This is a genomic window from Agromyces sp. NPDC127015 (assembly GCF_042725165.1).
GTDB lineage: Bacteria > Actinomycetota > Actinomycetes > Actinomycetales > Microbacteriaceae > Agromyces > Agromyces chromiiresistens.
Window position 1 is genome coordinate 168,428 of the sequence record NZ_JBHXDI010000001.1, and the last position, 21,684, is coordinate 190,111.

The following is a 21,684-nucleotide window of genomic DNA, read 5'->3' on the forward strand; positions in this document are numbered from 1 at the left end:
CGCGCCGCCACCGGGCGCCCCATTCGGCGCCTCGGGGCCCCGCCGTAGACTCCATGGCATGTCGACCGCCGCCGCCACGACCACCGAACGCCTCCGCCGCCTCGCCGGCACCGCGCGCGACGCCGACGTCGATGTCGTGCTGGTCGCGCCCGGGCCCGACCTCGCCTACCTCGTCGGCCGCTCGGTCGCCTCGCACGAGCGGCTCACGCTGCTGGCCGTGCCCTCGGACGCACCCGACGATGCGGTCATGATCCTGCCCGCCCTCGAGCGCGGCGGCTGGGACGGGAGCCCGGCCGAGGCGGCCGGAATCCGTTTCGTGACGTGGCTCGACGGCGAGGACCCCTACGCCGCGCTGCTCGGCGAACTCGGCGACGATCTCGGCGCCGCGGCCGTCGACGATCACCTCCCGTTCCTGCATGCGTTCCGGCTGCAGTCGGCCCGACCCGAGCTGCGCCTGCGGCCCGCCGGCGAGCTCATCGGCGAACTGCGGATGCGCAAGGAGCCGCACGAGATCGAGGAGCTGGCCTCGGTCGGCGCGGCGATCGACCGTGTGCACCGGCGCATCGGCGAATGGCTCCGCGCCGGCCGCACCGAGAACGAGGTCGCCGCCGACATCGCCGCCGCGCTCGTCGAAGAGGGACACCGCACGGCCGACTTCGTGATCGTCGCGTCGGGCCCGAACGGCGCATCGCCGCACCACGAGGCATCCGACCGGGTCATCGAGGCCGGCGACCCGGTGGTCGTCGACATCGGCGGGCCGAACCCGGCGGGCTACAACTCCGACAGCACGCGCACCTACCTCGTGGCGGGCGGCGTGCCCGACCCCGAGTTCGCGCTGGTCCACGAACTCGTGCGCACCGCGCAGCGCGCCGCCGTCGCCGCCGTGCGGCCGGGCGCGACCGCCGAGTCGATCGACCGAGCCGCGCGCGAGGTGATCGAGCAGGCCGGGTACGGCGAGTTCTTCATCACGCGCACGGGCCACGGCATCGGGCTCGAGGTGCACGAGCACCCCTACATCGTCGCCGGCAACACGCGGCCGCTCGAGCCCGGCATGGCGTTCTCGATCGAGCCCGGGGTCTACCTGCCCGGGCGGTTCGGGGTGCGCATCGAGGACATCGTCGTGGTCGGCGACGAGGGCGCGGTGCTCATGAACACCTCGGCCGTCGACCTCATCACGGTCCAGCCGTCGGTCGAGTAGGTGCGGAGCGCCGTATCGAGACCACAGGCGAGTGGTCTCGATACGCTCGCTGGCGCTCGCTACTCGACCGCCTCCGGACGCAGCACCCGGTAGCGCAGATGCGTCGCTTTCGCGCCCTGCGCGACGCTGAGAGTCTCGAGCTCGACGCGGTGCGCCGCCGAGTCGGGGAACAGTCGCGAGCCGCCGCCGAGGAGCACGGGCACGAGGTGCAGGCGCGCCTCGTCGACGAGGCCGGCGGCGAGCGCCTGGCGGGCCACCTCTGCGCCGCCCATCACGCACACCGACGCGGCGCTCGCGGCGGCACTCGCACGCTCGACCGCCTCGGCCACCCCGCCCGTGACGAACTCGAATCGCGAGCCGCCGCGCACGATCGGCTCGCGATCGCGACTCGTGACGACGAAGCACGGCCGGCCCTCGAACACCGGGTCGTCGCTCCACGGGCCCTCGCCCACGTCGAACGTGCGCCGACCGATGACGAACGCCCCCGTCGACTCGAACATGCGCTCGGCCGCCTCGCGATCGATGCGCTGCGGCCCCGTGTCGACGACGGCGTCGCTGTCGCGCGGCACCGTCCCGTCGAACACCGAGTTGCGGATCCACTCGTGCACGCGTTCGCCGTCGATGCCGAGCGGATGCTCGAGGCTCACGCCGTGTGCGGCCGTGAAGCCGTCGAGCGTCATCGTCATCTCGAGGAAGACGTGCGACATGGTCAGCCCTTGGCCGGGACGTGCCGCTCGTCGACCCCGTTGTACACCGAGAGCGGGCGGATGAGCGCGTTCGACGCGGCCTGCTCCATGATGTGCGCCGTCCACCCGGTGACCCGCGAGGCGACGAACAGCGGCGTGAAGGTCAGGGTGTCGAAGCCCATCATGTGGTACGTCGGGCCCGCCGGGTAGTCGAGGTTCGGCTTGATGTTCTTGCGCTCGCCCATCGCCTGCTCGAGGGCGACGTAGAGCTCGAGCAGGTCGGGGCGGTCGTAGAACTCGACCATGCGCTCCATCGCGTCGCGCATCGTCGGCACGCGCGAATCGCCGTTCTTGTAGACGCGGTGCCCGAAGCCCATGATCTTGCGCTTGGAGGCGAGCGCGTCGTCGAGCCACGCCACCGCGCGCTCCGCGCCGCCCTCGCCCGGGCCGATCTCATCGAACGCGTGCATGACCGCTTCGTTGGCGCCGCCGTGCAACGGCCCCTTGAGCGCACCGATCGCACCCGTGACGGCGGAGTACAGGTCGGCCAGCGTCGAGGTGATGACCCGCGCCGTGAACGTCGACGCGTTGAAGGAGTGCTCGGCGTACAGGATCATCGACACGTCGAAGGCGTTCGCGACCGGCAGCTCGGGCACCTCGCCGAACGTCTGCCAGAGGAAGTTCGCCGAGTACCCGAGGTCGTCGCGCGGCTCGACGAACTCGAGTCCGCGCCGCCGCAGCTGGTCGTAGGCGACGATCGACGGCAGCTTCGCGAAGAGCCGGATCGCCTTGTCGAGGTTGGCCTCGGGCGAGTCGTCCGGCGTCGCGGGGTCGCTCGCGCCGATGACGCTCACCGCCGTGCGCACGACGTCCATCGGGTGCGCCGACAGCGGCAGCTCGTCGATGATCCGCTTCACCTCGTGGTCGAGGCCGCGCAGCGACCGCTCGCGGTCCTCGAACGCGGCGAGCTCGTCGTCGTTCGGCAGCTCGCCGTACCAGAGCAGGTACGCGACCTCCTCGAACGTGCACGACGCGGCGAGCTCCTGCACGGGGTACCCGCGGTAGAGCAGCGAGTTCGTCTCGGGGTTGACCTTCGAGATGGCGGTGTAGTCGACCGGCACCCCGGCCAGCCCCTTGTAGATCTCCTGCTCGGCCATGGATGCTCCCTTGCGTTGGCGTTCTGCGGTCGTCAGCGTGCGACGGTGAAGTTGAAGATCGAGGTGTCGAAGTGGTTGTACGCCTCGTAGTCGACGAGCTCGTAGAGCTCGGCCCGGTGCTGCATGTCGCCGAGCTTGGCGCTGAGCGAACCGGATGCCTCGAGCTCGTCGAGCCCGCGCATCGCGCTGCCCATCGCGAGTCGCAGCAGCGACACCGGCCAGATGACGATGTTCATGCCGACATCGGCCAGCTGCTGCACCGTGAAGAGCTCGCTCTTGCCGAACTCGGTCATGTTCGCGAGCAGCGGCACGTCGACCGCGGCGCGGATCGCAGCGAACTCCTCGAGCGAGCGCATCGCCTCGGGGAAGATCGCGTCGGCACCGGCGTCGACGAGCGCCTTCGCCCGGTCGATCGCGGCCTGCAGCCCGTCGACCGCGGCGATGTCGGTGCGCGCCATGATGAGGAAGTTCTCGTCGCGGCGCGCGTCGACCGCGGCACGGATGCGGCGCAGCGCGGTCTCGTCGTCGACGACCTGCTTGCCGTCGAGGTGGCCGCAGCGCTTCGGGTTGACCTGGTCCTCGATATGGAGGCCGGCGAGACCCGCGTCCTCCATCTCCTGCACGGTGCGGGCGACGTTCATCGGCTCGCCGAAGCCGGTGTCGGCGTCGATGATGGCCGGCAGCTCGGTCATGCGGGCGATCTGCCTGCCCCGGCCGGCGACCTCGGTGAGCGTCGTCAGCCCGATGTCGGGCAGGCCGAGGTCGGCCGACAGCACGGCGCCCGAGATGTAGACGCCCTCGAAGCCGCGTTCGCCGATGAGCTTCGCCGACAGCGGGTTGAACGCGCCGGGGAACCGCATGATCTCGCCGGTCGCGAGCCGCTCGCGGAAGAGCCGCCGCTTCTCGTGGGCCGGAATGGATGAGTACAGCATCAGAACAGCCCCTCGGGGATCTCGACGCCCGTGAGGGCGCCCGGCGCGACCGTGAAGGTGAGGCCGCCGAGCTCGTCGGGGCCGAGCTCGGGCAGGCGCTGCGCGACGTCGAGGAACCGCTCGATCTCGTCGGGCGTGAGCGCCCACTCGGCGAGCGTGCGGAACTTGTTCACGTACTGCTCGCGGGCGAACGGCCGGGCGCCGAGCGGGTGCGCGTCGGCCACGGCGATCTCGTCGACGATCTCGCCGCCGTCGGCGAGCTTGATGACGACGCGGCCGCCGAACGCCTTCTCGGCGATGTCGAGCGAGTGGTAGCGGCGCGTCCACTCGGGGTCCTCGACGGTCGACACCTTCTTCCAGAGCGCGATCGTCTCGGGGCGGTGCGCACGCTCGGGCGAGTACGAGACCTCGTGGTCCCAGGCCCCGTCTTGCAGCGCCACCGTGAAGATGTACGGGATCGAGTGGTCGAGCGTCTCGCGCGAGGCATCCGGGTCGTATTTCTGCGGGTCGTTCGCGCCCGAGCCGATGACGTAGTGCGTGTGGTGCGAGGTGTGCAGCGTGATCGACTCGATGTGCTCGGCGTCGAGGATCAGCGGGTACTCCTCGTGGAGCTTGCGGGCGAGGTCGATCCACGCCTGCGCCTGGTACTCGGCCGAGTGCTCCTTCGTGTACGAGTCGAGGATGGCGCGCTTCGACTCGCCCTCGTCGGGCAGCGGCACCTCGTACGAGCCGTCGGGCCCGTCGAGCAGCCACGCGATCACGCCGTCCTCGCCCTCGTAGATCGGCACGGGGCTCGTCTGGCCGCGCATCGCGCGGTCGACGGCCTCGATCGCCATCTTGCCGGCGAACGCGGGCGCGTGAGCCTTCCACGTCGAGATCTCGCCCTTGCGCGACTGGCGCGTCGCGGTGGTCGTGTGCAGGGCCTGCCCGATCGCCTGGAAGATCGTCTCGCGGTCGAGGCCCAGCAGGGTGCCGATGCCGGCGGCGGCCGACGGGCCGAGGTGCGCGACGTGGTCGATCTTGTGCTGGTGGAGCGAGATCGCCTTGGCGAGGTCGACCTGGATCTCGTAGCCGGTCGCGATGCCCCGCACGAGGTCGCGCCCGCTGAGGCCGCGGCCCTGCGCGAGGTGCTGGGCGACCGCAGTGATCGGCGGGATGTTGTCGCCCGGGTGCGAGTACTCGGCCGCGAGGAAGGTGTCGTGGTAGTCGAGCTCGCGCACGGCGACGCCGTTGGCCCACGCCGCCCACTCGGGGCTCGTGCGGCGTGCCGCGTCGGCGCCGAACACGGTCGCGCCGTCGCCGCCGATCGAGACGGGGTGGGCGAGTGCCTGGCTGCGGGCCGAGACGACGGGGCGGCGTGCGATCGCGGCCGCCGCGACCGCGGCGTTGTCGATGACGCGGTTCACCACCATGTCGACGACGTCGTCGTCGAGCTCGACCGGGTCGGTCGCGACACCGGCGAGCGCCCAGGCGAGCTGGCCCTCGCGCTGCAGGTTCTCATCGCTGCGGTGCGTGCGGACGTGGTGGTTGTGCATGGGGTGGACCTTTCTGAAGTGTTCCATCGGTCAGGCTACGCGGTGCCCGTCGGGCTGACGAGCGCGGATCTCTCCTCGATCGACGCGAGCGCGTGCCGGAGGCTGAGGTGCAGGTGCACGTGGGTGGCGTGCGCCGCGAGATCGGTGTCGCCGGCGATGATCGCGTCGACGATGAGCAGGTGCTCCGATGCCGCGGCGCGGAGTCGCTCGGGGTGCTGGCGCGCGAGCCGGCGCACGCGGGCCGAGTGCAGGCGGGCGCTCTGCAGGGCGGCGGCGAGCATGGGGTTGGCGACGGCCGCCTCGATCTCGTCGTCGAGGGCGTCGACGACGTCGTAGTAGGCGCGAAGCCCGTCGTCGCCCTCGTCGAGCAGCTCGGGCGCCTCGGCGAGCCGACGCCGCAGCTCGGCGAAGCGAGCCGGGTCGCGACGGCGCGCGGCGAGGCGCGAGGCCTGGCCTTCGAGCGCCTCGCGCACCTCGTAGAGCGAGACGATGCTCGCGGCGTCGAGCGCAGAGACCTGCAGCACGCGCGCCGAGGCGGCCGTCGCGAGCCCGTCGGCCTCGAGTCGCGCGAGCGCCTCGCGCACCGGGGTGCGGGAGACGCCGAGCCGGTTCGCCTGCTCGACCTCGGCGAGCGCGGTTCCGGGCGCGAGCACGCCGTCGAGGATCTCCTCGCGGAGCGCCCGGTAGGCGCGTTCACTCGCTCGCATGGTTACCCTCCCCCACTCATGTATACGCTCACGCCCGCTTCGGCGCAAATTCCGAGCAAATCTGGCAATTGTGTATACATCGAGTTCCCAGCCGACACGGCTCTCATGCGTGGGACGATTGAAGGGATGAGCACCACCGACCTCGACCGCATCGGCGCACGTGCGGTCTCAGACCTCCGCGGCGACTTCCCCGCATTCGCCGACCGCTCGGCCCCGGCGTACCTCGATTCCGCCGCGACCGCACAACGCCCGCGGCAGGTGCTCGACGCCGAACGCGACTACCTCGAACGGCACCTCGCGCCCGTGCACCGCGGTGCGAGCGCGGCCGTGGGCCGCTCGACGACGCTCTTCGAAGACGCCCGTGCGACGGTCGCGCGCTTCGTCGGCGCCGGCGACCGCGAGGTCGTCTGGACCGAGAACGCCACCGACGCGCTCAACATCGTCGCGCTCGGCCTGGCCGACGCCTCGGCCGGACTCGCCGGCCCCGAGGCATCCCGATTCGTGCTCGAAGCCGGCGACGAGATCGTCGTGACCGAGGCCGAGCACCACGCGAACCTCATCCCGTGGCAACGACTCGCGGCCCGCACGGGCGCGCGCCTGCGCGGCGTGCGGGTCGACGAGCACGGGTTGTGGTCGCTCGACGGGCTCGCGGCCGAGCTCTCGGAGCGCACCCGGGTCGTGGCGTTCGCCGAGGTGTCGAACGTCACGGGTTTCATCGCGCCCGTCGCCGACGTCGTCGCGCTCGTGCGCGAGCGGGCGCCGCGGGCGCTCGTCGTGCTCGATGCGTGCCAGTCCGTTCCGCACCGCCCGACCGACTTCGCGGCGCTCGGCGTCGACTTCGCCGCGTTCTCGGGACACAAGATGCTCGGTCCGAACGGCATCGGCGTGCTCTACGGACGCGCCGAGCTGCTCGACGCGCTGCCGCCCGCTCGCACCGGCGGATCGACGATCACCCGGGTGACGCTCGACCATGCCGAGTTCCTGCCGGCACCGCACCGCTTCGAGGCGGGCACCCAGCCCGTGTCGCAGGCCGTCGCCCTCGCCGAGGCGGTGCGCTACCTCGAGGCGATCGGCATGGAGGCGGTCGCCGCCCACGAGCAGGCGCTCGCGGCGCGCGTCGTCGACCGGCTCGCGTCGCTGCCCGGCGTGCGGGTCGTCGGCCCGCAGGCCGGTGCCCCGCGTGCGGGCCTCGTCGCGGTCGGCGTCGAGGGGGTGCACGCGCACGACGTGGGGCAGTTCCTCGACGAGGCCGGCGTCGTCGTGCGGGTCGGCCACCACTGCGCGCAGCCGCTGCACCGTGCGCTCGGCGTCACCGCCACGACGCGTGCGAGCGCGCACGTCTACACGACGGCCGACGAGATGGACCGCTTCGTCGACGCACTCGGTGAGGTGCGACGGTTCTTCGGCGTCGCCGACCAGGCCGCGGCGGTGATCGCGTGAGCGGGCTCGAGGGGCTGTACCAGCAGATCATCCTCGACCAGTCGAAGCGGCGCAACGGCGACCGACTGCTCGAGGACCCCGACGCCGAGCACCACGAGTACAACCCGACCTGCGGCGACGAGATCACCGTGCGCGTGAAGCTCTCGTCCGCCGATGCCGCCGACTCGACCGACGACCGCGGCGGCCCCGGCACCGCCCGCATCGCCGAGCTCGCCTGGCAGGGCGACGGATGCTCGATCTCGATGGCCTCGGCGTCGACGCTCACCGAACTCGTCGCCGGGCGCACGGTCGACGAGGCGCGCGAGCTCATCGAGGCGTTCCGCGCGATGCTGCGGTCGCAGGGAGCGGGCGAACCCGATGAAGAGGTGCTCGGCGACGCGATCGCGTTCCACGGCGTCTCGAAGTACGTGATGCGCGTCAAGTGCGCGATGCTCGCGTGGGTCGCGCTCGAGGCGTGCCTCGCGCAGGCGACCCGACCCGCTCGCTGAGGAGCGGTGCCCCTCAACCGGCGGGAGTGTCGAAGACGCGGCCGGCGCTCGGGTCGTCGAGCACGCGCGCGCCGAGGTCGCGCGGCAGGTCGCGCAGCTCGGGCGGGTTCCACTTCGGGTCGCGGTCCTTGTCGATCACCTGCGCCCGGATGCCCTCGTGCAGGTCGTGCTGGCCGAGGAACCAGTTGACCGCGCGGAACTCCTGCTCGAGCGCCGCCTCGAGGTTCGGCAGGGTGCGCGCCCGGCGCACCGATTCGAGCGTCACGGCCATCGCCGTCGGCGAGAGCGTCTCGAGCTCGTCGGCCGCGGTCGCGGCATCGGGGTGCCCGTGCGCGCGCAGTCGGGCGATGATCTCCCCCACCGAGGGCGCGACGTAGCAGTCGTCGATCCAGTCACGGGCGAGGGCGAGCGTGGATGCCTCGGCCGGCGTCTCGTCGAAGAGCATGACGATCTCGGCGGGGCTGCCGGGGTCGGCGCGCTCGGCGAGCGCCTGCAGCAGGTGCGGCAGATCGCGTGAAGGGACGTAGGCGTCGGCGAAGCCGGCGTAGAGGGCATCGGCCGCGGTCATCGTGCGCGAGTTGAGGGCGAGGTGCACGCCGAGCTCGCCCGGCGCCTTCGCGAGCAACCAGGTGCCGCCCACGTCGGGAGTGAAGCCGATGCGGGTCTCGGGCATCGCGAGCTTCGACCGCTCGGTGACGACGCGGATCGAGGCGTGGCCCGAGAGGCCGATGCCGCCGCCCATCGTGATGCCGTCCATGATCGACACGACGGGTTTCGGGTAGCGCGCGATCGCGGCGTCGAGCCGGTACTCGGTGCGGAAGAAGTCGCGCGCCTCGCCGTGCCCGCCGTTGGTCGCGTAGCCGTAGAGCTCGCGGATGTCGCCGCCCGCGCAGAACCCGCGGTCGCCCGCGCCGTCGAGCACGACGACGCCGACCTCGCTGTCGTCGCGCCAGGCGTCGAACACGGCGGTGAGTTCACGCACCATCTCGTAGGAGAGGGCGTTGATGGCCTGCGGTCGGTCGAGCGTGACGTGGCCGACGCCGTCGGCGACCGTCGCGGAGATGTGGGCGCTCACGTGTGCCACCGTATCGCTCCGAGTCGTCCTCCACGGGTTCGAGTGCCCGCCCGGCCCCACCCGCGCCGCATGCAGAGCACCGGCACCGGGCCGGGCGGAAGGGGCACCGCGGATCCGTCCGCATGGCGAGCGACCGCCCGGAGAGGTGCGAGGGCGGGTTGAGGGAGCGATCAGGCGTACGATTCCGGAATGGTCCCCGCATCGAACCTCTGGGCGTTCATCGTCGCGTCGGTCGTGCTCATCGTCATCCCGGGGCCGAGCGTGCTGTTCGTCATCGGGCGGTCGCTCGCACTCGGCCGCGTGGGCGGGCTGCTCAGCGTCGTCGGCAACGCGATCGGCATGCTCCCGCTCATCGCCGCCGTCGCGCTCGGCGTCGGGGTGATCGTCGCGCAGTCGGTCGTCGTCTTCACGGCGATCAAGATCGCGGGCGCGCTCTACCTCGCGTATCTCGGCATCCAGGCGATCCGGCACCGGGCCGACGCGTCGGCCGCGGTGACCGGAACCGTCGTGCGCCGCTCACCCCTGCGGCTGCTCTCCGAGGGATTCTTCGTCGGCGTCTCGAACCCGAAGACCATCGCGTTCTTCGTCGCGGTGCTGCCGCAGTTCGTCGACTTCGACGCCGGCTCGATTCCGCTGCAGCTCGCCGAGCTCGGCCTCGTGTTCGTCGTGCTCGCCCTCGCGTGCGACTCCGTGTGGGCGCTCGCGGCCGGGTCGGCTCGCGACTGGTTCGCGAAGTCGCCGAAGCGCGCCGAGCACCTCGCGGCGACCGGCGGCGTGATGATGATCGGCCTCGGCGGCGTGCTCGCCTTCAGCGGCTCGAAGCACTGACGCGGGCTACGCGTCGGCGGGGTTCACGTCGGTGCCGACGAGGATGCCCCGGGCCACGCCGTTGAAGAAGCACTGGGCACTCAGCACCGTCGGCGTCGTCGTCGCGGGGTCGACGTCGAGTCGCTCGACCCCCAGCGCGTGCACGACGAAGAAGTAGCGGTGCACGCCGGTACCGGCGGGCGGCCCGGAGCCGCGGTACCGGGGCTCGCGGTACTCGTTGTCGAGCACGACCACGCCCTCGGGCAGCAGGCCTCGCGACAGCGCATCGGGCGCGCCGGCGCCGGCCTCGAGCGATGTCGTCGTCACCGGGATGTTCGCCACGGCCCAGTGCCACCAACCCGCCCCGCTCGGCGCATCGGCGTCGAAGCACGTCACCGCGAAGCTCTTCGTCTCCGCCGGGAATCCCGTCCAGCCGAGCTGCGGCGACACGTCGGACCCGCCGCGACCGGCGCTCCGCTGCGGCGCGGCGAGCGGCTGCCCCGGCTCGAGGTCCGCGCTCGTCACCGTGAACGAGTCGAGGGGCCTCAGGGCCTGCAACTGCGCGTAGGGATCGTAGTCGAACATCGGCGTCCTCTCCGGCCTCGGACGCGGCATCCGAGGCCGTCGTCAGCCTACGCCCGTAAGATCTGCGGGTGCCCGTCGCCAAGATCCTGCTGTACTACGCCTTCACGCCGCTCGCCGACCCCGAGGCGATCCGGCTGTGGCAGCGCGACCTCGCCGAATCGCTCGGACTCCGCGGGCGCCTGCTCATCTCGCACGACGGGCTCAACGGCACCCTCGGCGGCGAGCTGCGGGCGCTCAAGCGCTACGTGCGCAAGACCCGCGAGTACGCGCCCTTCAAGCATGTCGACTTCAAGTGGAGCGAGGGCACGGGCCTCGACGACGAGGGCCGCAGCCTCGACTTCCCGAAGCTCAGCGTCAAGGTGCGCGACGAGATCGTGTCGTTCGGCGCGCCCGGCGAGCTCCGCGTCGACGAGACGGGCGTCGTGGGCGGCGGCACGAAGCTCGACCCCGACGCGCTGCACGACCTCGTCGGCGAGCGCGGCGACGACGTCGTCTTCTTCGACGGCCGCAACGCGCTCGAGGCCGAGATCGGGAGGTTCCGCGGAGCGATCGTGCCGCCGACCGAGACGACGCGCGACTTCGTCGGCCTGCTCGACTCGGGAGCGTACGACCACCTCAAGGACCGCCCGGTCGTCACGTACTGCACGGGCGGGATCCGATGCGAGGTGCTCTCGAGCCTCATGACGAGCCGCGGCTTCGGCGAGGTCTACCAGCTCGACGGCGGCATCGTGCGCTACGGCGAGCGCTACGGCGACGACGGGCTCTGGGAGGGATCGCTGTACGTCTTCGACGGGCGCGGGTCGATCGACTTCTCCGACCATGCGGCCGTCATCGGCGAGTGCGCCCGCTGCGGTGCGGCGACCAGCAGGACCGCCAATTGCACGGATGCCTCGTGCGACGCCGAGTTCGTGCTGTGCGAGCCGTGCGGCGCCGCGCCGTGCGCGGCGCACCGATCGCTCGTGGAGTAGCGCCGACGCACCTCGAAACCACGTGACCGGTCGCGAGACCGGGCCACCAGGGCGTCGATACGGGTGCGACTTCGTCGCGCGCTACTCGGCCGGCGGCGCGGTCTGCGGCTCCCCCGCGATCGCCGCGACGGCGAGCGCGAGCTCGTCGCCCGTCGGCACCAGGTCGGGGTCGACGAGCCACAGGATGCCGAGGCTCTGCGTCAGCGCGAAGTCGAGCTTCGCGATCGCGTCGACCCGGGCGTCGTCGAGCTCGGGCCGGGAGATGCGAAGATGCTCGGCGATCCCGCGGCAGGCCTCGTTCGTCGCCGCGGCGAGGTCGTGCGCGCCTTCGGGACCGCGCAGCACACGCACCGTGTTCTCGAGGCTGGCGAGCAGGGCCTCGCGGTTGTCGGCGAACACCTCGGGCATGCGGTTGAAGAGCGCCGCGAACCCCTCGAGGGCCGGGAGCGCGGTCGTCTCCTGGATGACGGCCTCCATGCGATCGCCGATACCCGATCCGAGCGACTCCGTGAGCGCCTCGGTGATGAGCTGCTCCTTCGACCCGAAGTGGTAGCCGATCGCCGCCAGGCTCACGCCGGCCGCCGCCGCGATGTCGCGCGCGGTCGCCTTCGCCACGCCGCGCTCGAGGATCACCCGGCGCGCGCCCTCCAACAGGTCCTCACGATTGCCCATGCCCCCATCGTACCGAACGATTCAGACGTTTGTATTAGACATTTGTCTAAATCGGGTGTAGAACAGACGTATCAGACAAATGTCTCAATCCTGGAGGGGCACGAACATGAGCAGCACCGCAGCACCGCACGTCCTGATCTCCGGCGCCGGCATCGCCGGCCTCGCGCTCGCACTGCAACTCGTGCGCCACGGCATCCGCGCCACCGTCGTCGAGCGCGCCGACGCGCCGCGCCCCGGCGGCCAGGCCGTCGACCTGCGCGGAGCGAGCCGCGAGGTCGCCGAGCGCATGGGGCTAATGCCGGGCATCGACGCCCGCCGGGTGCACGAGACCGGCATGTCCTACGTCGACGAACAGGGCCGGGTCTTCGGCCGCATGTCGATGGAGGACTTCGACGGCGAGGGCGCCGTCGCCGAGATCGAGATCGCCCGCGGCGACCTCGCCGATGCACTGCTCGAGGCGCTCGACGAGGCTGCGGCCACCGCTCCGGGGCTCGTCGAGGTGCGCTACGGCGACCGCATCACTGCGCTCGAACAGCACGACGACCGCGTCGACGTCGGCTTCGAGCACGCCGCGCCCGCCTCGTTCGACCTCGTCGTCGGCGCCGACGGCGTGCACTCGGCGACCCGGCGACTCGCCTTCGGCCCCGAGGAGCGCTACGCGCACCCGCTCGGCGGATACGCCGCGTTCTTCACCCTGCCGACGCCGGCCGACCTCGAGCCCGGCTGGTTCGCGTTGCGCTTCGTGCCCGGCATCGCGTTCGGTCTCCGGCCCGACCGCGACCCGGCCACCTCGAAGGCGATCCTGACGCTGCGCGGCGCGCACGACCCCGCCCTGCGCGGCGACCGCGCCGCGCAGGAGGCGTTCGTCCGCCGGGCGCTCGACGGCGCCGGGTGGCACGCCGACACCATCGTCGCGGCGATGGCCGAGGCATCCGACTTCTACTTCGACGAGCTCGTGCGCATCGACCTCGACGAGCCGGTGAACGGCCGGGTCGCGCTCCTCGGCGATGCCGCGTCGTGCGGCTCGCCGATGACGGGCATGGGCACCGCGACCGCGCTCATCGGCGCCTACCTGCTCGCCGAGCACGTCGTGGCCTCGCCCGGGGAGCTGCCGGCGGCGCTCGCCCGGTACGCGAGCGACATCGCGCCGTTCGTCGAGGCGGGCAAGCGGATCCCGGGCGGCGGCATCAAGCGCATGGTGCCGGCGAGCCGGTTCGACGCGGCGATGGCCAGGCTGATGACGCGCGTGATGCTGTCGAAGCCGTTCCTGCCGATCGTGCGGCGCATGTTCGCGGCCGGAACGCCCGACCTGGCACTGCCCGCGATCGAGCCGGGCGAACGGGTCGCGGCCGGGTGAAGGCGGCGGGACGTTCGTCCCGCCCCCGCGGCCCGTCGACGGTCGTCGCGCTCAGCCGGCGGAGCGATACCGCGGGCGGCGCGACCATGTGCGGGCCGCCCGGCTCGACAGTGCGAGCAGCACGAGGATGTCGACGGCGAGGGTCAGCAGCGTCGTGCGGATCGTGATCTCGGCGCTGCCGACCCAGTAGTCGATCGCCGACAGCAGCGTCGACAGCACGGCGACGACCATGACGGTGACGCGGGCCCAGTTGCTGCCCCGGAAGACGAGCCAGGCGAAGACGAGCTGCGCGAGCAGCACGATCGCCCCGGCGCCCACGATGAACCACAGCACGATCTGCGCCGCGTCGGCGTCGGAGACGTCGTCGATGTGGATGTCGGCCGCCTCGCCCACGATCGTCGGCCACTGCATCGCGAGCGAGATGAGCCAGACGACGCCGAGCAGCACGCGCACCACGATGAGCGCGGCACCGAGCGAGATCGTGATCGGCCGTCGAGCGGCCGCCGGCCGAGGCATCCGGCCGGTGTCGCGCTCGGCGAGACGGGCGAACGGCTCGAAGGCGGTGCGCTTGCCGACCTCGCCGGGCCCGCCGCCGGCGGCGAGTGCGGCCTCGAGCTCGTCGCGTCGTGCGCGCGCCGCCGCATCGGCGGCCGCGGGTTCCACGCCGATGGCATCGCCCAGCACGACGACCGGCAGGTCGCCGTCGGTGCGGATCGTGTCGCCGCCGCCGTTGCGCGAGTGGTAGCCGGTCGAGAAGTCGCTGATCACCCCGACCTCGACGGGCACGCCCGAGTCGACGAGCGTGCGCACGATGTGGTCGCGCTCGACGTCGGTGTCGGCGTCGATCTTGTGCGTGATCTGCAGGGTGAAGAGCGAGAACCCGACCGAGCGGTCGAACGTGCCGGCGGCGAGCCAGTCGACCCGGCGCCCGCCCGGCAGCAGCCAGCCGTCGGGGGTGCGCCAGAACCGCACGTGGTGGCGCTTCGCCGGGTTGCCCGCGACCTCCTGCTGGTAGGCGAAGTCCTGCATCCGGCCGAAGAGGAAGAGGGGGCTCACGGGCGCCTCGTCGTAGCTCCTGCGCGTGAGCGTCGAGGCGATGATGCGCCAGCTCGAGCGGGCGTCGACGTCGTCGGCACGGGTCCAGCCGGCGGCGGCCATCGCCTCGTGCAGCGATCGCTCGTCGCCCCGGAGCGCGAGGTTCACGGGGTCGCCCAGCAGCCCGTCGCTCGTGCGGGCCCGGCCGATGAAGTAGTCGGGCACGTAGATCGTCGTGAGGATGCGGTGCAGGCGCGGCAGCACGAGGTACGCGAGCACGAGCCAGAACACGACGAAGAACAGCGGCCCGAACCAGCCCCAGTCGAAGCTCTGCTCGAGCACGAGCCAGGCCAGCCAGATCGAGGCGAGCCCCGCGTAGACGAAGAAGAAGCCGTCGAGCACGGCACTGAGCGACACCCTGCGGGCGCGCGGCGGCCCGGATGCCTCGGCCGGACGCTCCCCCATGTCCGAATGCTACTCGCGGCGAACGCACGGCGCCCCTGTCGGACGAGGCCCGTAGGGTGAGGTCATGACCCTCGCCGAGACCGCCGCCGAACTCCGCCGACTGCACGCCGCCCCCGAGCTCCTGCAGGTGGTGAACGTGTGGGACGTCGTGAGCGCCCGCGCCGTCGCCGCCCTGCCCGAGACCCGCGCCCTCGCCACCGCCGGCCACTCGATCGCCGCGTCGTTCGGCTACGCCGACGGCGAGATCCCGGTCGAGCTCATGCTCGACATGGCCGGTCGCATCGCCCGCGCCGTCGAGGTCCCGGTGAGCGCCGACCTCGACGACGGCTACGGCGCCCCCGGCGAGACGGTCCGTCGTGCGATCGGCGAGGGCATCGTCGGCGCGAACATCGAAGACCGGCTGAAGCCGCTCACCGAGTCGGTCGCCACGGTGCAGGCGGCCGTCGCCGCGGCCGAGGCCGAGGGCGTCCCGTTCGCCCTCAACGCCCGGACCGACGCGTGGCTGCGCGGCCGCGAACGCCCGCGCGAGGTGTGGATCGCCGACGTCGTCGAGCGCGGCAGCGCCTACCTCGACGCCGGTGCGACGAGCGTGTTCGTTCCCGGCGTGTTCGGCGAGGCCGAGATCGAAGAGATCGTCGCCGCCCTCGGCGAGCAGAAGCTGGCCCTCATCGGGCTGCCAGGGGTGCCGGCCCCCGCCCGCCTCGAGGCGCTCGGCGTCGCCCGCCTCTCCTACGGCCCGACGACCCAGCGGGTCGCACTCGGAGCCCTGCAGGACCTCGCGACCGACCTCTATTCGGGCGGGGTGCTGCCCGACGGCATCCGGGCGCTGAACTGAGACCGAGCGATCCTTGCGCTGATCTGCGAATCCCCCACGAGACGGATGCCCGAGGGCCCGCGCGCTCGCTAGGGTGAGCATGTCCGCGGCCTCGGCCGCGAGCATGGGTCGAGCGGGGGCGCGGCCCGGTCCCCGAGCTCGTCGAGGGGGCGACCTGCGACGCCCCTGACGTGAGGAGCGCGCATGGCCGACGGCATCCCCATCGAGATCACGGGTCTGACGAAGCGCTTCGGCGCGGTCACCGCGGTCGAGGACCTCGGGTTCACGGTGCAGCCCGGCAAGGTGACCGGCTTCCTCGGGCCCAACGGCGCGGGCAAGACCACGACCCTGCGCGTGCTGCTCGGGCTCGAGCGACCCGACGCCGGCACCGCGACGTTCGGCGGCACGCCCTACGCGGCGTTGCCGCGCCCGCTCGAGACCGTCGGCGCATCGCTCGACGCGAGCTTCCACCCCGGCCGGTCGGCCCGCAACCACCTCCTCGTGTACGCGACGGCGGCGGGCATCGACCGCTCGCGCGTGCCGGCGGTGCTCGCCCAGGTGGGCATCGCCGAGTACGCCGACCGCCGCGTCGGCGGGTACTCGCTCGGCATGCGGCAGCGCCTCGCGCTCGCGTACACGCTGCTCGGCGACCCCGGCGTCTTCGTGCTCGACGAGCCGATCAACGGGCTCGACCCCGAGGGCATCAAGTGGATCAGGGGCTTCCTGCAGGCGCTCGCCCGCGAGGGACGCACCGTACTCGTCTCGTCGCACCTGCTGAGCGAGGTGCAGCAGTCGGTCGACGACGTCGTGATCATCTCGAAGGGCCGGCTCGTGAAGCGCGGCACCCTCGCGAGCCTCGAGCTCGACGCGGCGCCCCGCACCATCGTCGACTCGCCCGACCGGGCGGCGCTCGTGGCGGCGCTCGACGCGGCCGGGCTCGAGTACACCGAAGGGCGCGGCGGGCTCATCGTCGCCGAGCCCGATCCGGCGCGCGTCGGGCACGCGGCCTTCGTCGGCGGCGTCGAGCTCAGCGCGCTGCACCGGCTGAAATCCGGGCTCGAGGAGTCGTTCCTGTCGCTCGTGGGCGGGGGTGACGAGTCGTGAACGGCTGGAACGCGATCGGCGCCGAGTTCCGCAAGGTGTTCACCACGCGGATGTGGTGGCTGCTCGCGATCATCCTCTTCGCCTACGTCGGGGTCACGGCCGGCGGACTCGGCGCCTTCCTCGGCTGGGCGACCGCGAACCCCGAGGCGGCCGCCGAGGCGAGCGGCGGACCGGGCGGCGGCGCGGTCGTTCCGCCCGGCACCGAACTGGCACCGCTCATCTACAGCTTCGCCTCGTCGATCGGGTACGTGTTCCCGGTGCTCCTCGGCGCGCTCGCGGTCACGAGCGAGTACCGGCACAAGACGCTCACGCCGACGTTCCTCGCAGCGCCGCACCGTCAGGTCGTGCTGTGGTCGAAGTTCGCGACGCAGATCGTCATCGGCGCCGGCCTCGGCGTGGTCGCGTTCGCCGCCTCGGTCGGCGCCGGAGCCGCGGCGCTCGCGGGCTTCGGCCTCGACACCGGCCTCGACTCGTCGGACACCTGGGCCCTCATCGGCCGCGGCGTGCTCGCCCTCGCACTCTGGGGCGGCATCGGCGTCGGCCTGGGCGTGCTCGTCGTCAACCAGGTGGCGGCCATCGTGATCGTCATCGTGTTCGCGCAGTTCATCGAGCCGATCCTGCGCATCGTGGCCTCGCTGAGCGAGGTCACGGCCGCGATCGGCAAGTTCCTGCCGGGCGCGGCGAGCGACGCCCTCGTCGGGGCGTCGTTCTACACGATGGCGACGCCGGGCGGCACCGCCCAGTCGCTCGAGTGGTGGCAGGGCGGGCTCGTGCTGCTCGGCATCGCCGTCGTCGCGACCGTGATCGGCGGCGCGACGACCTGGCGGAGGGACGTGACGTAGGTGCTCGCCGCCGAGCTGCGCTCGCGGCGCCTGTTCGCGCAGGGCCTGCGCGGGCCGGATGCCTCGAGGCCGGCGCCCACGACGGCCCCCGAGGTCGTGCGGCGTGCGCTCGCGGTGCAGGCGCAGGAGTACCTGCCCGCGCAATGGGGTCTCGCGCAGCGCATCGCGCCCGACGGTCGACCCGACGCGGCCGCGGTCGCCGCCGCGATCGATCGCGGCGAGATCCTGCGTACCCACGTGCTGCGCCCGACCTGGCACTTCGTGGCGCCCGACGATGCACGATGGCTGCTCGAGCTGTCGGCGCCCCGGGTGCGCCGGCAGATGGCCGGCACGATCCGCAAGGCCGGATGGGACGGCGAGGCCGGCACACGGGCAGTCGACGTGGTGGCGCGCTCGGTCGCGGGCGGCCACCGCACGCGCGGCGAGATCGCCCAGGAGCTCGAACGGGCCGGCCTGCCGACGGCGGGGCTGCTCTTCGTGCTGCTCATCGCCGAGCTCGAGCTCGTCGCGATCTCCGGTGCGAGCGCCGGGCGGCAGCGCACGTACGCGGCGTTCGACGAGCGGGTGCCCGCCGCGGCGCCCCGCCCACGGGAGGAGGCCCTCGCCGAACTCGTGGACCGCGCGCTCTCGACCCGGGGCCCCGCGACGGTACGCGACCTCGCCGCCTGGTCGGGTTCGACGCTCGGCGACGTGCGGACGGCACTCGCCGCGGCATCCGAACGCAGCCGGGGCCGGATCGAGCGGTTCGACGACGACGAGGAGGAGCTCTGGCACGACGCCGAGGTCGCGGCCGCCTGGTCGGCACGGCCCGCGGCGCGGGCCGCGCACGACGACGACGGGGAGCGGGTCGACCTGCTCCAGGGCTACGACGAGTACATCATGGGCTACGCGATGCCCCGCGCGTACCTGCAGCCGCCCGGCGTCGAGGCGCCGATCATCCCCGAGTTCCCGCTGCACGCGATGCTCGCCGGCGGCGTCATGGTCGGCCGATGGGCGCCGGTCGTGCAGGGCGGGCGGGCGACGCTGCGCGTGCTGCCGTGGCGGGTGTTCTCGCGCGGCGAGCGGCGCTCGCTCGACGCGGGCCTGGCCGAGGTCGGCGCGTTCCTCGGAATGTCGACCGACGTCGCCTTCGAGCCGATGGACGGGGAGTGAGCGTATCGAGACGGTCGCATCCGGGAAGACGAGCACGGCATGCGGCCCGCGGGCAGGGCCCCGACCCGGTCGATGACGTGTTCGCCGAGGAGCGCACGATCGTGCAGATGAACTCGACGCCCTCGCCGACATCGCCCGGCGCTCGTTGGGCGCGAATGACGGGCACCGTTGCGGCGGGTGCGCGTGGCCCGGGTGCACAGGGCCACCGTCGCACACCCAGCCGCACCGCATCAGGTGGTGGAAGCGCCACAAGGGCACGACCGATCTCGACAACGGGGTCAATCCTAAATACAACCTCATGGCGAGCGCGGGCCTGCGATGAGAGCGTAGGCGACATGACTCAAGACTGGCGCGAGCGCATTCAGCTCGCCTTCCCCAACGACGCCCACCTAGCGGACGGCGACGCAGAAGCCTTCGAGTTTTCGGTGGACTCCATCCAGCTAATCGGCGGAGAGCGCATCGAGTTGCAGCAGGCGGGAGTTACAGCGATCGTTGGGGCCAACAACGTCGGAAAATCCACGATTCTGCGAGAGGTGGTGGACAAGCTTAATCATCGGCGAGGCTTCCCGGAGCAACCGCGTGTCGCTGTTGACTCGCTTCAAACAACTCGCAAGGGCGGACCCAACGACGTCATCGCCTGGCTCGGAAACAACTCGAACTTCGTGGTGCAGGGCACGTCCGCGGGCTTTCAACGTCCGCAGACAAGCATCGAGCAACCGAGGGTTCTCGTGAAGACATGGCCCTCTCCGTTGGAGGGTCTGGGCGCGCTCGCGCCCTTCCTGACTTTCTACGGAAACGCCCAGGGCCGTTTCAGCATCGGAGGCTCTGCAGAGATGCGGGAGTCGGTAGGCGACCCCCCTCAGCATCCCGTTCACTATCTACAGGACTCAAAGGCGCTACTGGACGAAGTTAGCTCGGTTACGCAACAGATCTTTGGCCCAAAACTCACTCTCGATACCCTTGGGCGAACGTTGCGGCTGCGGGTCGGTGAAGTATCTCTAGAGGCGCCCCGAATAGACGACATTCCAACTGAGTACCGTGAGCAGATGTCGCGTCTGCGTCCTCTGGACGAACAAGGCGACGGTATGCGGAGTTTGCTGGGTCAGCTGCTGCCTGTGGTGACTGCTGCCTACCGGCTCATCGTTGTCGATGAGCCCGAGGCCTTCCTGCACCCACCCCAAGCGCATGCACTCGGAGTGGAGCTTGGTCGGCTGGCTGTTACCGGCGGTGTCCAGATCCTTGTGGCGACTCACGACCGGGCTCTGCTGACAGGACTCCTTGATTCCGGTGTTGACGTATCCGTCGTGAGGCTAACGAGAGGTGACGGACCGCCTAAGGCGAGCCGACTGGACTCTGCCCAGCTGAAGGCACTTTGGACGGACCCTGTTCTCAAGTACACGAATGTACTTGATGGTCTATTTCACCGTCTCGTCGTCGTAGCAGAGGCAGAGGGGGATTGCGCATACCTTGCGGCTGCACTGGATTGTGAAGGGCGTGGCGAAGGCCCCTTGCCTCGTAACGAGATCCTTTTCGTTCCGACTGGCGGAAAGGATGGGATGCCGAAGGTATGCGCGGCACTCACTGCGGTGAACGTTCCCGTTGTCGCCGCTCCGGACCTCGACGTGCTGTCCGATGAGTCGAAGCTGAAGGCCCTGGTCGAATCGGTGGGAGGCGCCTGGACGGAAGAGGTTTCCAAGCTGTGGTCAATCGCGACTGCGGACCTTCGGGCCGTCAGGGAGCCAGCGAAGGTGGGTCACGTCTTGGATGCGATCACAGCAGCACTTGATTCGAGCCGAGGTGAACCGTATTCGGCAGCGTTTAGAGAGCTTGTCATCGCGCAGCTTCGTACCGGCGGGTCGCCTTGGGGGGCCGTAAAGGATCACGGTCTGTCGGCATTCAAGGGGGAAGCGAGGCAGGCGGTTGCATCGCTGCTTCGCGAGCTCGACGACATTGGTGTGGTACTAGTCGAGCAGGGAGAGCTAGAGAGACTAGCGCCAGAAATTGCGGTTCGTAAAGGGCCGGGGTGGCTGCAGGCGGCGCTCTCCGGGGGCGCGCAATGCAACCAGGCCACCCAAGCTCACGCAGATCGAATCCTTGCTTCCGGGGATAGGAAGCTACGGGGGTAGCGCGCGCAAGCGGCGCGCTTGACTTGAATCTGCAACATAACTCGGGAGCTCTGTCGCGCCGTCGTTGGCAAGCGTTCACCCCCGTCAGGGGGTGAACGCGCGGCAGTTTGTGCCCTGCTCGTGGTGTTGATGAATGTCGGTGGTCCCAGGTTGACTGGAACCAATCTCGGATAAGGGGCACCCCAGATCCCGTCGGGAGGACAAAAGAGACTGAGCGAGGAGCCCTTGTCTGGGAGGGCTGCGCGACACTAATCGGCCAGTGCCCGTCGCGCGAAAGCTACCCATACCTGTTCGGGCCGACTTCTTGTCGGCGCCATCGAACGGGTTCTCGTGTCAGTCTCCCCTTCCACCTCATCGCTGTCCTTTCTTGCCCGCCCGGACGCGGGCTGGTCCTTCACGCTCTGTCCAGCCGCGGGTGAGGGCGGAGGCTCCTTTCAGCGTTCCGTGCGGCGGGTTCCGGAGTACGTCGCACGCGGTGCAGCGAAGGATCCCGAGCGTGCTCTTGCCGAGGCGGGTCGGAGGGCGAGGTCGCGCCTTCG

General features: G+C 71.3%; 20 protein-coding genes. 11 read left to right on the forward strand and 9 right to left on the reverse strand.

Annotated features, from left to right (window positions below; translation table 11 throughout):
* Positions 1 to 58 precede the first annotated feature (58 nt).
* The gene (locus ACFWGP_RS00715) at positions 59 to 1,198 is read left to right on the forward strand and encodes a M24 family metallopeptidase (protein ID WP_376929913.1); all 1,140 of its coding nucleotides are present in this window, start codon (positions 59 to 61) and stop codon (positions 1,196 to 1,198) included.
* Positions 1,199 to 1,257: 59 nt separating this feature from the next.
* Here ACFWGP_RS00715 and ACFWGP_RS00720 read toward each other — a convergent pair whose 3' ends face one another.
* Genes ACFWGP_RS00720 through ACFWGP_RS00740 form a run of 5 tightly spaced genes read right to left on the reverse strand, consistent with a single transcriptional unit; the run spans position 1,258 to position 6,215 of the window.
* A complete protein-coding gene (locus ACFWGP_RS00720; RefSeq protein WP_275506020.1) occupies positions 1,258 to 1,905 on the reverse strand; it encodes a dihydrofolate reductase family protein in 648 nt (215 codons plus the stop codon).
* A gap of 2 nt (positions 1,906 to 1,907) precedes the next feature.
* Positions 1,908 to 3,041, reverse strand: a complete 1,134-nt coding sequence (locus ACFWGP_RS00725) for a bifunctional 2-methylcitrate synthase/citrate synthase (RefSeq protein ID WP_231429060.1) — start codon at positions 3,039 to 3,041, stop codon at positions 1,908 to 1,910.
* Positions 3,042 to 3,073: 32 nt separating this feature from the next.
* On the reverse strand, positions 3,074 to 3,973 hold the full coding sequence (prpB, locus tag ACFWGP_RS00730) for a methylisocitrate lyase (protein ID WP_376929914.1): 900 nt from the start codon (positions 3,971 to 3,973) through the stop codon (positions 3,074 to 3,076).
* The gene (locus tag ACFWGP_RS00735) at positions 3,973 to 5,508 is read right to left on the reverse strand and encodes an MmgE/PrpD family protein (protein ID WP_231432203.1); all 1,536 of its coding nucleotides are present in this window, start codon (positions 5,506 to 5,508) and stop codon (positions 3,973 to 3,975) included. The genes prpB and ACFWGP_RS00735 overlap by 1 nt, the downstream gene beginning before the upstream one ends.
* Positions 5,509 to 5,543: 35 nt before the next feature.
* Positions 5,544 to 6,215 (reverse strand): GntR family transcriptional regulator, encoded by a 672-nt coding sequence (locus ACFWGP_RS00740; RefSeq protein ID WP_231429062.1) that lies wholly within the window; start codon positions 6,213 to 6,215, stop codon positions 5,544 to 5,546.
* A 126-nt stretch (positions 6,216 to 6,341) separates the two neighbouring features.
* Between ACFWGP_RS00740 and ACFWGP_RS00745 the strand changes: the two genes are divergently transcribed.
* Both ACFWGP_RS00745 and sufU read left to right on the forward strand, forming a co-directional pair.
* A complete protein-coding gene (locus ACFWGP_RS00745) occupies positions 6,342 to 7,655 on the forward strand; it encodes an aminotransferase class V-fold PLP-dependent enzyme (protein ID WP_231429063.1) in 1,314 nt (437 codons plus the stop codon).
* Positions 7,652 to 8,143 (forward strand): Fe-S cluster assembly sulfur transfer protein SufU, encoded by a 492-nt coding sequence (sufU, locus tag ACFWGP_RS00750; protein WP_231429064.1) that lies wholly within the window; start codon positions 7,652 to 7,654, stop codon positions 8,141 to 8,143. The genes ACFWGP_RS00745 and sufU overlap by 4 nt, the downstream gene beginning before the upstream one ends.
* 13 nt (positions 8,144 to 8,156) lie before the next feature.
* Here the strand turns inward: sufU and ACFWGP_RS00755 are convergent, their stop codons facing one another.
* Positions 8,157 to 9,218 (reverse strand): enoyl-CoA hydratase/isomerase family protein, encoded by a 1,062-nt coding sequence (locus ACFWGP_RS00755; protein WP_376929915.1) that lies wholly within the window; start codon positions 9,216 to 9,218, stop codon positions 8,157 to 8,159.
* Positions 9,219 to 9,407: 189 nt separating this feature from the next.
* Between ACFWGP_RS00755 and ACFWGP_RS00760 the strand changes: the two genes are divergently transcribed.
* On the forward strand, positions 9,408 to 10,046 hold the full coding sequence (locus ACFWGP_RS00760; protein WP_376929916.1) for a LysE family translocator: 639 nt from the start codon (positions 9,408 to 9,410) through the stop codon (positions 10,044 to 10,046).
* A 6-nt stretch (positions 10,047 to 10,052) separates the two neighbouring features.
* On the opposite strand, the gene ACFWGP_RS00765 is transcribed toward ACFWGP_RS00760, so the two are convergent.
* On the reverse strand, positions 10,053 to 10,610 hold the full coding sequence (locus ACFWGP_RS00765; RefSeq protein WP_231429067.1) for a YbhB/YbcL family Raf kinase inhibitor-like protein: 558 nt from the start codon (positions 10,608 to 10,610) through the stop codon (positions 10,053 to 10,055).
* Positions 10,611 to 10,678: 68 nt separating this feature from the next.
* Between ACFWGP_RS00765 and ACFWGP_RS00770 the strand changes: the two genes are divergently transcribed.
* Positions 10,679 to 11,578 carry a rhodanese-related sulfurtransferase gene (locus ACFWGP_RS00770; protein WP_231429068.1) on the forward strand — a complete coding sequence of 300 codons (900 nt, stop codon included), beginning with the start codon at positions 10,679 to 10,681 and terminating at the stop codon, positions 11,576 to 11,578.
* An 81-nt stretch (positions 11,579 to 11,659) separates the two neighbouring features.
* On the opposite strand, the gene ACFWGP_RS00775 is transcribed toward ACFWGP_RS00770, so the two are convergent.
* Positions 11,660 to 12,250 (reverse strand): TetR family transcriptional regulator, encoded by a 591-nt coding sequence (locus ACFWGP_RS00775; protein ID WP_231429069.1) that lies wholly within the window; start codon positions 12,248 to 12,250, stop codon positions 11,660 to 11,662.
* A gap of 106 nt (positions 12,251 to 12,356) precedes the next feature.
* On the opposite strand from ACFWGP_RS00775, the gene ACFWGP_RS00780 reads away from it, so the two are divergent.
* A complete protein-coding gene (locus ACFWGP_RS00780) occupies positions 12,357 to 13,607 on the forward strand; it encodes an FAD-dependent monooxygenase (protein ID WP_275506015.1) in 1,251 nt (416 codons plus the stop codon).
* Positions 13,608 to 13,658: 51 nt separating this feature from the next.
* On the opposite strand, the gene ACFWGP_RS00785 is transcribed toward ACFWGP_RS00780, so the two are convergent.
* Entirely contained in the window at positions 13,659 to 15,107 is a 1,449-nt protein-coding gene (locus ACFWGP_RS00785; RefSeq protein ID WP_231429071.1) for an LssY C-terminal domain-containing protein, read from the reverse strand.
* Positions 15,108 to 15,171: 64 nt separating this feature from the next.
* On the opposite strand from ACFWGP_RS00785, the gene ACFWGP_RS00790 reads away from it, so the two are divergent.
* From ACFWGP_RS00790 to ACFWGP_RS00810, 5 genes are all read left to right on the forward strand, one after another.
* Complete coding sequence (locus ACFWGP_RS00790) at positions 15,172 to 15,942, forward strand: isocitrate lyase/phosphoenolpyruvate mutase family protein (protein WP_376929917.1); 771 nt, start codon at positions 15,172 to 15,174, stop codon at positions 15,940 to 15,942.
* 183 nt (positions 15,943 to 16,125) lie between these two features.
* On the forward strand, positions 16,126 to 17,025 hold the full coding sequence (locus ACFWGP_RS00795) for an ATP-binding cassette domain-containing protein (protein WP_231429073.1): 900 nt from the start codon (positions 16,126 to 16,128) through the stop codon (positions 17,023 to 17,025).
* Complete coding sequence (locus ACFWGP_RS00800) at positions 17,022 to 17,867, forward strand: ABC transporter permease subunit (RefSeq protein WP_231429074.1); 846 nt, start codon at positions 17,022 to 17,024, stop codon at positions 17,865 to 17,867. The genes ACFWGP_RS00795 and ACFWGP_RS00800 overlap by 4 nt, the downstream gene beginning before the upstream one ends.
* Positions 17,868 to 19,019 (forward strand): winged helix DNA-binding domain-containing protein, encoded by a 1,152-nt coding sequence (locus tag ACFWGP_RS00805; protein ID WP_376929918.1) that lies wholly within the window; start codon positions 17,868 to 17,870, stop codon positions 19,017 to 19,019.
* Between the two features lie 335 nt (positions 19,020 to 19,354).
* Positions 19,355 to 21,145 (forward strand): ATP-dependent endonuclease, encoded by a 1,791-nt coding sequence (locus ACFWGP_RS00810; RefSeq protein WP_376929919.1) that lies wholly within the window; start codon positions 19,355 to 19,357, stop codon positions 21,143 to 21,145.
* The last annotated feature ends 539 nt before the right edge of the window (positions 21,146 to 21,684 follow it).